A 12,088-nucleotide genomic window follows, 5' to 3' on the forward strand; every position below is an offset into this window, starting at 1 on the left:
GTTGGCGTGCTCACCGACGAGGCCGTCGGGCCCGGCACCCGGCCCGCGGCCCTGACCGCGGCGCGGCGGTGGTCGGTGTCCACGGCGAGGAGGACCACCGACCGCATCCGCTCGACGTGCACGCCCCGCGCCGCCGCCCTCGCCACGGCGGGCTGCGACCGCGCAGGATCACCGGAGAGCAGGTCGGTCAGCAGATCGCCCCGCAGCCGTTGCTCGGCCTCGACCACCGCGTCCTGCTTGAGCAGCAACAACGCGGTGATCTGCGCGGCCCGCTCCGCCGTGCGTTGTTCGACCGGCCCAAACGCGAGCGCGCCCTGGTCGAGTACCAACGCGCCCAGCAGGGTGGAACCCGCCACGACAGCGACCACCACCCGGCTGCGCCCGTCGTCGCCGGTGAGGAAGACGCAGCGACCGCTGCGCCTGCTGCGGGTGACCGCCTCGCGCACGGGACTCTCGTCGAGCGGTCGGTCGTCCGTGGTGCGCAGTTCGGCGTCGAGCATCGTGACGGTGCAGCGCAGCGCCCGGCCCAGCGCGTCGGCGACGTCGGTGGCGTCACCGCCCTGGAGCACCAGCCCGGTGAGGTCCTCGTGGACCCGGCTCGCGCGTTCCATGGCCTCGACGTGCCGGGACAGCTCGCCGTACGCCGTGCGGGTCTCGGCGTCGGAGCGCCGGGTGTCGGCGAGCAGCCGGGCGGTCTGGAGCACGACCGCGGCGTGGTCGGCGAACGCGGACAACAGCGAGATCTCCTCGTGCGTGAACGTGTGCGGGATGCGGTTCGCCGCGAACAGCACGCCCAGCACCTCGTCACCGGCCAGCAGGGGCACTCCGAGCAGGGACACGAGTCCCTCCGCCTCCACGGCGGCGTCGATGCCGGAATCGTGCGGCGCCTGCGTCATCGCGTCGTACCTCGACGTCCACTGCGGGCTCCGGGTGGTGACGACCATGCTCGCCAGCCCCATCCCGGGCGGCACCCGCAGGTTGGGAAACGACGGTGCGACGGTGCCCAACGTGGTGCGCACCCTCAGCTCGCCGCTCGCGACGTGGAACTCCGACAGGTAGGTGACGTCGGTGCCGATGAGGTCGTGCGCGCGCTGCACGAGGCGTTCGAGCAGCTCGTCGACGTCGCGCAGCTGCGCCAGCTCGTGTGCCGTCGAGTACAGCGCCGCCAGCTCCCGGCCACGGCGCCGCCAGCGCGCGGCGGTGGTCTTGAGCCGGTTCACCTCGCCGCCGATCCGGTCGGCGACGTCCTCGGGCAGGTCGGCCTCGGCGAGCAGGCGGGCGACCTTGTCGTCGCGGCCGTCGGCCGTCTCACCGAGAGCCGCGGAGAGCACCTCCACCACGAGGTCCACCGGAACGAGTTGGGTCATGGAACCACCAGAAGCCGCCGGAACATGGACCGGAAGACCATAAACCGGCCCGGGACGGTTCGTCAGCGGTCGGTGTCCCGGTGGCTGTGGGGCGTGTGCGGGATGCTCTCCCGCGGTGCGGACTCCCCGGGGAGGACCGCGTCGTCGCCGTCGTCCTTCAGCGCCACGCCCGAACGGCCGATCCGCCGGGCTCCGGCGATCAGCCGGCGGACGGTGGCGGCGGCCTGGTCGTGGTGCAGGCCGCCGGGTGGATGGATGTTCGACACGCAGTTGCGTTCGGCGTCGGTCCGCCCCGGGCGGGGCTGGTGGGTCAGGTAGATGCCGAGACTGTCCGCGACGGACAGCCCCGGGCGCTCTCCGATGACGACGAGGACCGTCGCCACGCCCAGGGCCTCGCCGATCGCATCGCCGATCGCCACCCGCGCCTGCGTGGCGACGACCGGAGGCGCGATCGAACAGGTCGGACGCAGCGCGGCCACGAGCGCGGCGAGAAGTGGCGGTCCGTGCACCGCGAGGGCGCGCGGTGACAACCCGTCGGCCAGGACGATTCCCACGTCGGCTCCGCTGCGAGGAATCGAGCCGGTCTCGTCGAGAAGCCTGCCGAGGTCGGGTCGGCGCAGGTACTCCTCGCGGTCGCGCACCCGGCTGCGCACGACGGTGGGGGTGCCCGCACCCACCGCGGCCACGTCGGCGGTCAGGGCGTCGACGTCGAGGCCCTGATGGATGGCGTCGCGGGCGTCCGCGTGGTCGCTGCGGAACTCGAGCACGCGGCGCAGCGGCACGGCATCGCCGGTGCGGCCCAGGCCGATCCGCGCCTGCGTGAGCCGGCGCAACGGCTGCCACGCGTCCGCCGTGGCGCGGTCGTCGGCGGTGGAATCCAGGTCGGTCACAGTCCGCTCACCAACTCTCGCAGCGGGGAGGTGTCCGGAGCGCTGGGCAGGATCCGGCCGTGGTCGTCGGCGAGGGACATCTCCTGCAGCCACTGCTCGAACTCCGGTGCGGGCCGAAGCCCCAGCAACCGCCGCGCGTACAGGGCGTCGTGGAAGGCGAGACTCTGGTAGCCCAGCATGACGTCGTCGGCTCCGGGCACGGTGATCACGAACGCGCAGCCCGCCGCCGCGAGCAGTGTCAACAGGACGTCCATGTCGTCCTGATCGGCGACGGCGTGGTTGGTGTAGCAGATGTCGACGCCCATCGGCAGGCCGAGCAGCGTGCCGCAGAACAGGTCCTCCAGGCCCGCGCGGATGATCTGTTTGGCGTCGTAGAGGTATTCCGGCCCGATGAACCCGACGACGGTGTTGACGAGCAGCGGCTCGAAGGCCCGGGCGACGGCGTAGGTGCGGGCTTCCAGGGTCTGCTGGTCGACCGGGAGCCCGTCGACGCCGCGGTGAGCGTCGGCCGAGAGCGCCGAGCCCTGCCCGGTCTCGAAGTACATGACGTTGTCGCCGACCGTGCCGCGCCGCAGGGAACGTCCCGCGTCGTGAGCTTCGGTCAGCAGCTCCAGCGACACGCCGAAACCGCGGTTCGCGCCCTCGGTGCCCGCGATCGACTGGAACACCAGGTCGACCGGGACGCCGTCACCGATGAGGTCGAGCGTCGTCGTGACGTGCGCGAGGACGCAGGACTGCGTCGGGATGCGATACCGCTCGCGGATGTCGTCGAGCAGGTGCAGCAGGTCGGCGGTGCGGCGGGGTGCGTCGCTCGCCGGGTTGACGCCGATGACCGCGTCACCGCACCCCAACAGTAGGCCGTCCAGCACGGCGGCGGCGATCCCGTGCGGATCGTCGGTGGGGTGGTTCGGTTGCAGGCGGGTGCTCAGCCGCCCCGGAAGTCCGATGGTGGTGCGGAAGGCCGACGTCGTGCCCGCGGCCTTGGCCACCGCGACGAGGTCCTGGTTGCGCATGAGCTTCGAGACCGCGGCGACCATCTCCGGCGTCAGCCCGGGAGCGAGTGCCGACAGTCGCGCGCCCCCGTCGTCGTGGGTGGCCGTGTCGAGCAGCCAGTCCCGCAGTCCGCCGACGGTCAGGTGCGACACGGGTGCGAACGCCGTCGCATCGTGGCTGTCGACGATGAGCCGCGTGACCTCGTCGCTCTCGTACGGCACCAGGACGTCGTCGAGGAACCGGGTCAGGGGGACGTCGGCGAGGACCCACTGCGCGGCGGCGCGCTCCCGGTCCGATTCCGCCGCACACCCCGCCAGCTCGTCGCCGGAACGCTGCGGCGTGGCCTTCGCCATCACCTCGACGAGGCCGGAGAACGTGTAGTTGACACCTCGGATCCGCTGACTGAACACGTCGTCTCGCTTCCGGTCACGAACGGGACGGTGAACCTCGTATCGTACGTGACCCACGCCATAGTGCGAGGGGCTCGCGAATACGCCCTGTCGCTACACCGAGTCCGGTGCCACGGGTGTGCCCTGGTGGTGGAACAGCTGCCATCGCGGCACTCGGGACTCAGCGTTTCGCGCTCGGCCGCGATCGCCTCTGCGACCTGAGGTCTGAACCCTCAACCCAGACAACGCCCGTCGTCGTCCGATGCTCGGGGGTTGTCCTTTTCCCCCATCAGGTCGGCAGGGTCATCACCGTCGCGTCCGCCTGATCGAGCCACAACACGTGCCGCCCGTCGGGGGAAATGGTGAGCCCGAAACGGGTTGGTTCCGGGTGGCCTGCGTTGTCCCACCAGTCAGCGAGTTCGACGAGCCCGGTCCACGGATTCCGGGGACCCCCGTGGACCACGACCGCATTCCCGCTGTCGTCGAGACGAGCTCGTGCCCACGAACTGCTCACCGGGTCGACGAGCGCATACATGTCGCCGTCGTCGCCGTGCACAACGACCCTGCGGACGTGCGGGTGAACGATGGCGTGGAGACATTGCACGGGGCGCTCCTCCAGAACGGCTGGCCACAGGGACCGCGAGGCGGTGCCGTCCTGGTTGGCGGTCTCGATGATGTCCCGCACCGTCGGCGCCGTGTCGTTGATGTCAGTGCGCAGACGCATGAAGGCGGCGTAGTCGGTGAACCTGCCGCTCGCGGTGCCGTCGTCGGAGACCGTGAGGCGGGCCAGGGCGAACCCGAGGTTCACCAGGATGATGCCGCCTGGCCGGACTTGATCCAGCCAGGTCGCGGGAACGCGCGGCAAACCGCAGGTGGCGATGATTCGGTCATAGGGGGCGGCTGAAGGTTCACCGAGAGCGCCGTCTCCCACGACGAGGCGGGGCCCGTAGCCGACTTCAGCCAGCCTGGTGCGGGCCTGTTCGACCAGGCTGGGATCGATGTCGATGCTGGTGACCGAGTGGTCGCCGAGCTCGTGGCACAGCAACGCGGCGTTGTACCCGGTCCCGGTGCCGATCTCCAACACACGGTGGCCGGGGTGGACGTCGAGTCGTTCCAACATCAGGGCCATCAACGATGGTGTGGTGGAGCTCGACGTCGCGGTACCGCCTTCGTCGAGTTGGGTGAGGAGCGAAACGTTGTCGTAGACAGCAGCGAGCGGAGTGGCCGTGTCCACGTTCAGGTCGTAGTGCGTGTGCCGGCCGGTGGCCGGGTCATGCACGGTGAACTTGTCGACGAACGCTTCTCGGGGGATATCGAGAAACGCCTGCTGCCAGCGGGGTTCGTGGAGGAATCCCTCGGCGACGAGCCGATCGACCAGTTGCGACCGTAGCGCGGCGCTATCGGTGGTTGTAGTGGTCACTGCTGGTTGTCTCCATTCAGCTCGTCGGCCAGGGCTGAGGCGATCTCGTCAGCGACGCACGACAGCCACGCCCACTGTCCGTTGGCGTTCGTTTCGAGGTAGACCCAGCGGCCGGTGTCAGCGTCGATCACGAAGTCATGCGCGGCGAACACCAGCCCGAACGACGCGGTCAGGGCGCGCAGGCTGTCCGCAGTGTCGGTGGCCGTGTCGATGGCGGTGTAGGTGAGGTTGTCGTAGTCGGCGCGGAAGTCGTTCGCGGCTGCTGCGGACGTCGAGTCGATCCTCACCGCGAACAGTCTGGCCCCGACCTGGGTGACGCGCACGTCGGCACGTTTCGGCACGCGGGCTTGGAACTGGTGCGCGGTATGGGCCACGTCGTCGGTGATGTCGTCGGCCGTCACTGGGATGGTGTAGATCGAGCCGCCGCTGGCGGGCGCTCCGCGCAACGACTTGTAGACCACACCACGCGCCTGCGCGGCCGTGAACGCCCGAGCCTCCTCGACATCGTTCGTGATCAACGTCGGCGGTATCTCCAAACCCGCGATCGTCGCGGCAGCGAGCCTGGCCGATTGTGAGCGCCGCCCGTACGCCTGAACGTGCTACGCGACGCACGTCGAGGAAGGATCATGAGGGAGTCCCGCACCGTGCCTGGCGCGCGTGTCCCACGTGTATCCCACGACGTTGGAAGACGCGCTGGTCAGGCTGTCGGGCATCCGACCACGACGGCAGCCCGGCTGCCGCGAGCGGTGTCACGGCGTCGTCACCGAGTCGCGGCCTCGCTTCCGGTGCCGAGCGGGTGGAACAGCAGGTGCAGGCCGTCGTCGGAGCGCACGCGCCGGACACCGATGCGGTACACGGGTTCGAGGGTCTCCGCGCGCAGCACGGCGTCCGGAGACCCCTTGGCCTGTACTCGGCCCTCGTGCAGCAGCACCACCTCGTCGCAGTAGCGGGCGGCCAGGTTGAGGTCGTGCAGGACCACGATGGTGGTGACGCCGAGTGTGCGCACGAGCTGCAGCACCTCGTGCTGGTACCGGATGTCGAGGTGGTTGGTGGGTTCGTCGAGCAGCAGGTGGTCGGCGCGTTGTGCCAGCGCACGCGCGATGAGCACCCGTTGCTTCTCGCCGCCGGACAACCCGGTGACGACGCGGTCGGCGAGGTGCCGGGCACCCACCTTCGTCAGAGCTGCGGCCGCGAGCTCGTGATCCGCGATCGAGTAGCGCTGGAACGTCCGAAGGTGGGGCGATCGTCCCAACAGGACCGTCTCGGCCACCGTCAGCGGGACGTCGGTGTGCTCGTCCTGGGCGACGACGGCGAGGCGGCGCGCCTGCTGCCGCGGGGAGAGCGTGGCGAGGTCGGTGCTGTCGAGGCTCACCAGCCCGGCTCGCGGGGTGAGGGCGGCGTAGAGCGTGCGCAGCAGCGTGGTCTTGCCACTGCCGTTCGGGCCGATCAGCCCGACGACGAGTCCGGGACGGGCCGCCATGCGGACCGTGTCGAGCACGAGCGTGCCGTCGTAGGCGAAGGAGACGTCGTGTGCGGTGATCATGACTCGCCGCCGAATCTCTCGTGAATCCGCTCCAGCCCGGTCACGGACAACGGCGTGGGCGGTTCGGTGAAGTTGAACAGCTGCACGAGGATCGCGTCGTGCCGGACCGCCCGCAGGGCGTCGGCTCCGGGGAGCTCGGCCACCGCGTCCTCGACGGCGTCCGGGTCGCCGTCGGTGTGGAGGAGCATCAGGACGTCCGGGTCCTTGGCGATCAGGTCCTCCACCGTCACCTCGAACACGCGTTCCCCGACGTCGCCGTAGACGTTGGTGAAGCCGGCGGAGTCGAGCTGCGGATGCGCCATGCTCTCGTTGCCGTAGGCGTAGACGGTCCCGCCGCCGATCGTCGGATACAGGACCGCGGCGGTGCGCCGGGGGCGGTTCTGCACCGCCTGCTCGACGGCGGTGACGCGGCGGCGCAGCGAGTCCACGAGCTCGGCCGCCCGGTCCTCCCGGTCGAAGAGCCGGCCGTAGGTGGTGACCTGGTCGGCGACGTCGTCGAACGTGGTCGCGCCCGCGCCGGTCGGACACAGGGTCGGGTGCACGAGCACGGGGATGCCGAGCTCGGCGAGCGCCTCCCGTGGAACCCCGTCCGGCAGGCCCAGGACCAGGTCCGGTCGCTGCGCGACGACGAGCTCGACGGAGAGCTGCAGGTGACCGCTCGTGTCCAGCTCCTCGCCCAGGGACGGGATCGACCGGATCGCCGCGTTGGTCTCGTCGTCGTAGTACCCGGCGGGGAACGCTCCCGCGCGCACCGTCACGGCGTCCAGCACGTCGAGCGCGCGCAGGGTCGACACCGGTGAGCTCTCCAGCAGCACGACGCGTTCCGGGCGAGCGTCGACGGTGACGTCGGCACCGCAGTTCGTGATCGTCACCGGGTAGTGCCCCGAGCCGGAGGCCGAGTCCTGCCGCGCTCCGGGCGCGCCACAGGCGGTGCCGAGCAACGACAGGACGAGCGTGCCGCACGCGAGCCGCCGGAGCCGACTGTGCGGACGATGCCGACGATGCTGACGGTTCATGCGGTGCTCCTCCCGTCGATAACGGACACGGTCAGGATCGGGTCGCGTGGAAACGTCGGACGAGCACGAGCAGGAACGGTGCGCCCACCAGCGCGGTGATGATGCCGATCGGCAGCTCGCGCGGGTACAGCGCCACGCGGGCCACGACGTCGGCCCACACCAGGAAGATCGCGCCGAGCAGGGCGGCCACGACGACGACGCGACGGTGAGCCGCTCCGACGATGCGGCGAGCGAGGTGGGGGATCACCAGGCCCACGAAGCCGATGCCGCCGGAGGCGGCGACGACCGCGCCGACACAGAGCGACACCAGGCACAGCAGGCGCACCCGGAACCCGGTCGGGGAGATCCCCAGCGTGTGGGCGGTCTCGTCGCCGACCGCAAGCGCGTCGAGGTGGCGGCTCCACAGCGTCAGCGCGAGCACCGTCACGCCGACGAGCACCAGGACCGACGCGAGCGGCACACCCCACCGGGCGAGGCCGAGGGAACCCAGCAGCCAGAACAGGACCGACCGCGAGCCCTCGGCGGAGTCGGACGCGACGATGAGGAACCCGGTGGCGGCGTAGAGGGCGTAGCCGACGGCGACCCCAGCCAGCAGGAGCCGCAGCGAGGTGAGTCGGCCTCCGGCCCGGGCGACGACGAAGACGACCACGGAGGCGGCGAGAGCGCCGAGGAAGGCGCTCACGGACAGCGCGTTCTCCCCGAAGCCCGCCCCGACGCCGAAGAGGATGGCGCCCGCGGCGCCGGTCGAGGCTCCCGAGGTGATCCCGAGCAGGTAGGGGTCCGCGAGGAGGTTGCGCACCATTGCCTGGAGCGCGACGCCGCACACGGCGAGTGCCGCCCCGACAGCCGCGCCCAGCAGCACGCGGGGCAGTCGCACCTGCCACACGATGGCGTCGTCCGAGGGACTCCACGCGGCCTCGCTCGGCAGGCCGAGCACGTGGTGCGCGACGACCTGCGCGACGGTCGAGGGCGGGAGCGCGACCGCGCCGATGCAGACGGCGGTGACGAGCGTGGCGAGGAGCACGGCCGAGAGCCCGCAGACCCACGCCAGCGTGCGGCGGCGACGGGTGCGCTGACCGAGGTCGTCGGTGGACGAACGTTCGTGGACGACCGAGTTCGTCGCCGAGATCGCCGGGGCCATGGTCGCCGCCTCCCTTCGACCGATCGGGTCGAATACCAGGAGTGATAGAGCGGTGACAGTGCGTACGACATGGTCGCAGGTGCGACGAAGTCGCGTCAAGAAGCCAGGAACCCGCTCGACCAGCGGGACGGGCGGTCAGGACGGGACGTCGCGGCAGGCCCGGCACCGGCCCGACAGGGCGACGTGAGCGGGGTCGAGCGCGAAGTCGCGTTCCCGGGCGAGCCGGTCGACCACCCGATCCAGCAGATCGCCGGGCAGGTCGACGATCCGGCCGCAGTCCCGGCACTTCGCGTGCAGGTGCGACGGCCGGGTCGCGTCCAGGGCGAGGTGGTAGGTGCTCGCGCCGTCGCCGACGCGCACCTGGGTCACGACCCCGAGGTCTGCGAGCGTGTCGAGCGTCCGGTACACCGTCGCCCGATGGATCGTGGGGTGCTGTCGCCGCACGCGGTCGACCAGCTCGTCCGCGCTCGGATGCCCGCCGATGTGGGCGAGAGCCTCGACGACGGCGGTACGCGCACCGGTGATCCGCTGTCCCTGCGCGCGCAGCAGGCCGAGGACGGCCTCGACGGCTTCCTGCGGCCGCATTCCCAGAGCGTGAGCGTGGGCGGTCATGGCAAAGAGTGTCGCGGTTCGTGGCCGACCGTGACCAGAGACCGAACGGTGACCGTGACCCGACGGTGGCGACGCCTGCGACGTGCGAGGAATCGTCTTATCGTCGAGAGAACAGGAGCCGTGACGTCCGAGAGCGGAGCGGATGATGAGCTCACTCACCACACCGACCAGAGGCTCCGGCTTCCTGGCCAAACGCGCCGCGGAGTCCGGCAACAACGCCGACGCGCGGTATCGCCTCGCGCGAGCGGTGCGTCATCAGATGAACAAGGTGTTCCCGACCCACTGGTCGTTCCTGCTGGGCGAACTCGCCCTGTACAGCTTCATCATTCTGATCATTTCGGGCGTCTACCTGACGTTCTTCTTCGACCCGTCGATGACGGAGGTCGTCTACGACGGCCCGTACACGAACATGCAGGGCATCGAGATGTCGCGGGCTCTCGAGTCGACCCTGCAGATCTCGTTCGAAGTACGCGGTGGCCTGTTCATCCGGCAGTTGCACCACTGGGCGGCGTTGATCTTCGTCGCCTCGATGATGGTGCACATGTTCCGGGTCTTCTTCACCGGAGCGTTCCGCAGGCCGCGTGAGGCCAACTGGGTCATCGGCGCGCTGCTGCTGATCCTGGGCATGTTCGAGGGCTTCTTCGGCTACTCGCTGCCGGACGACCTGCTCTCCGGTACCGGGATCCGGGCGACGCTGTCGGGCATCGTGTTGTCGATCCCGGTGATCGGGACATGGGTGCACTGGGCGTTGTTCAACGGGGAGTTCCCGGGAGACCTGATCGTGCCTCGGATGTACGCGCTGCACATCCTGATCATCCCGGGCATCATGCTGGCGCTGGTCGCGGCGCACCTCGCGCTGGTCTGGTACCAGAAGCACACGCAGTTCCCCGGCGTGCGGCGCAAGGAGACCAACGTCGTCGGCGTGCGGATCATGCCGGTGTTCGCACTCAAGGGTGGCGCCTGGTTCCTCGTGGTCACCGGGTTCACCGCCCTGATGTCGGGGCTCTTCCAGATCAACGCCATCTGGAACCTGGGGCCGTACAACCCGTCGCAGGTGTCGGCGGGGTCGCAACCGGACTGGTACATGGCCTGGGCCGACGGCATCCTGCGCATCTACCCGCCGTGGGAGTTGTATCTGGGCAACTACACGGTGCCCCCGGTGTTCTTCGCCGGCGTCGGCGGCATGGGAATCCTCTTCGCGCTGCTGATCGCGTATCCGTTCATCGAGCGGAGACTGTCGAAGGACACGGCGCACCACAATCTCGTGCAGCGTCCCCGGGACGCACCGGTGCGCACGAGCCTCGGTGTGATGGCGTTGACATTCTTCATGGTGCTGGAGATCTCCGGCTTCAACGACATCGTCGCGTTCAAGTACGACATCTCGCTGAACGCGATGACGTGGGCAGGCCGGATCGGGCTGCTGATCCTGCCACCGCTGGCGTACTTCATCACCTATCGGATCTGTCTGGGCTTGCAGCACTCCGACCGCCAGGTCCTGGAGCACGGTGTGGAGACCGGCATCATCAAGCGGTTGCCGCACGGTGAGTTCATCGAGGTGCACCAACCGCTCGGCCCGGTGCGCGACGGACACCCGGAGCCGCTGGAGTACCAGGGCGCGCCGGTGCCGAAGAAGATGAACCAGCTCGGTACCGCGGGCAAGCCGGTGCCCGGAAACCTGTGGAAGCCGGATCCGCCCGAGGAGACCGAGGCGTTGGAGCGGGCCCGGGCCGAACAGGGCGGCCATGCCGGTGGAGGCGGGTTGGAAGCGCCGCAGCCGGAGACGCCTCGGCGGATGAGTCGCTTCGGGCGGCAGCGCCGGAAGTGATCGGAGCGGACGGGACTTCCGGCGGTTCCCACGCCGTGCCCGGGTGACCTCCGCGAACCTCCCGGCGCCCGCCTTTGCCCTGGTCAGTGCCACCGGCCAAAAGTGGCCGCCTCGGTGGCCTTCCCCTTCCGTCGTGCTCGCCCGATTCTGATCCCGTCGACGAGGTCGGCACTCGAAAGGGGTCTGGGGTGGCGAGCGAGACGTCGGGTGTGTCCGGCTGGTGGGACGTGTACTTCGGTGAGCCGGTGGCGCCCGAGGGTGGCGTGAACTGGGACGCGTACAGCCACGAGGAGCTGTACCAGATGCTGTGGCAGGACGCCGACGTCGCCGACGTCAGCACGATCGCCGCGGAGTGGGCGCAGCACCGTGCCGCGTTGGTCAACCACGCCGAGGTGTTGCGGGAACAGAAGGCCGCGCTGCTGGAGAGCTGGCAGGGGTCGGGAGCGGAGGAGGCCGCGCGCAGGCTCGACGTCCTCGCCCATCGGGTCGAGAAGATCGCCGAGCTCGCCCATGCGGGTGAGGTGGCCGCGGAGCAGGCGGCGGACGCGCTGGCGCAGGCGCGGGCGATGATGCCGCCACCGCCCGGGGAGGCGTCCGCGCCCATGACCGACGCCGTGACGAACTGGGCGGACCTGACCGCGTTCGCCCCGCCCGCGACGTCGACTGCCCCGACCGGGGGGATCACGATCGGGGACAGGGTCGACGACACGTCCTCTCCGGCGGACACGGGGGTGCTGTCCTCGTCGTCGCAGGACGCCGACGAGGTGCTGACGCTTCCGGCGGCGCCCTCGTCGACCTCGCCGACCACGTCGCCCTCGGGTTCGACCTCCGCCGCCGACGTGGGGACGGCGTTCGGCGCGGTGGGGGGCGCTTCGTTCAGCTTCTAACGTCG

11 protein-coding genes are annotated in these 12,088 nt (G+C 70.2%); 2 read left to right on the forward strand and 9 right to left on the reverse strand.

Annotation, left to right across the window (positions count from 1 at the left end; all coding sequences use genetic code 11):
- The 9 genes from SACAZDRAFT_RS01380 to SACAZDRAFT_RS01420 form a co-directional block, all read right to left on the reverse strand.
- On the reverse strand, window positions 1–1,367 hold a 1,367-nt coding region (locus tag SACAZDRAFT_RS01380), incomplete at its 3' end, for a GAF domain-containing protein (RefSeq protein ID WP_005437939.1).
- 62 nt (window positions 1,368–1,429) lie between these two features.
- Window positions 1,430–2,257 carry an ethanolamine ammonia-lyase subunit EutC gene (gene eutC, locus SACAZDRAFT_RS01385; protein WP_005437940.1) on the reverse strand — a complete coding sequence of 276 codons (828 nt, stop codon included), beginning with the start codon at window positions 2,255–2,257 and terminating at the stop codon, window positions 1,430–1,432.
- Window positions 2,254–3,660 carry an ethanolamine ammonia-lyase subunit EutB gene (locus SACAZDRAFT_RS01390; protein WP_005437941.1) on the reverse strand — a complete coding sequence of 469 codons (1,407 nt, stop codon included), beginning with the start codon at window positions 3,658–3,660 and terminating at the stop codon, window positions 2,254–2,256. The genes eutC and SACAZDRAFT_RS01390 overlap by 4 nt, the downstream gene beginning before the upstream one ends.
- 268 nt (window positions 3,661–3,928) lie before the next feature.
- Complete coding sequence (locus SACAZDRAFT_RS01395; protein WP_005437942.1) at window positions 3,929–5,059, reverse strand: methyltransferase domain-containing protein; 1,131 nt, start codon at window positions 5,057–5,059, stop codon at window positions 3,929–3,931.
- Complete coding sequence (locus tag SACAZDRAFT_RS01400; RefSeq protein WP_050983431.1) at window positions 5,056–5,595, reverse strand: hypothetical protein; 540 nt, start codon at window positions 5,593–5,595, stop codon at window positions 5,056–5,058. The genes SACAZDRAFT_RS01395 and SACAZDRAFT_RS01400 overlap by 4 nt, the downstream gene beginning before the upstream one ends.
- Before the next feature lie 224 nt (window positions 5,596–5,819).
- On the reverse strand, window positions 5,820–6,602 hold the full coding sequence (locus SACAZDRAFT_RS01405) for an ABC transporter ATP-binding protein (protein WP_005437943.1): 783 nt from the start codon (window positions 6,600–6,602) through the stop codon (window positions 5,820–5,822).
- A complete protein-coding gene (locus tag SACAZDRAFT_RS01410) occupies window positions 6,599–7,618 on the reverse strand; it encodes an ABC transporter substrate-binding protein (RefSeq protein WP_005437944.1) in 1,020 nt (339 codons plus the stop codon). Before SACAZDRAFT_RS01410 ends, SACAZDRAFT_RS01405 begins: the two co-directional genes overlap by 4 nt.
- Window positions 7,619–7,649: 31 nt before the next feature.
- Window positions 7,650–8,759, reverse strand: a complete 1,110-nt coding sequence (locus SACAZDRAFT_RS01415; RefSeq protein ID WP_005437945.1) for a FecCD family ABC transporter permease — start codon at window positions 8,757–8,759, stop codon at window positions 7,650–7,652.
- Window positions 8,760–8,894: 135 nt separating this feature from the next.
- Complete coding sequence (locus tag SACAZDRAFT_RS01420) at window positions 8,895–9,371, reverse strand: Fur family transcriptional regulator (protein WP_005437946.1); 477 nt, start codon at window positions 9,369–9,371, stop codon at window positions 8,895–8,897.
- A 145-nt stretch (window positions 9,372–9,516) separates the two neighbouring features.
- On the opposite strand from SACAZDRAFT_RS01420, the gene qcrB reads away from it, so the two are divergent.
- Window positions 9,517–11,196, forward strand: coding sequence for a cytochrome bc1 complex cytochrome b subunit (qcrB, locus tag SACAZDRAFT_RS01425; protein WP_005437947.1), 1,680 nt, complete (start codon window positions 9,517–9,519; stop codon window positions 11,194–11,196).
- Window positions 11,197–11,384: 188 nt separating this feature from the next.
- Window positions 11,385–12,083 (forward strand): hypothetical protein, encoded by a 699-nt coding sequence (locus SACAZDRAFT_RS23530; protein WP_005437948.1) that lies wholly within the window; start codon window positions 11,385–11,387, stop codon window positions 12,081–12,083.
- Window positions 12,084–12,088 lie beyond the last annotated feature (5 nt).

This window comes from Saccharomonospora azurea NA-128, from assembly GCF_000231055.2.
Lineage (GTDB): Bacteria > Actinomycetota > Actinomycetes > Mycobacteriales > Pseudonocardiaceae > Saccharomonospora > Saccharomonospora azurea.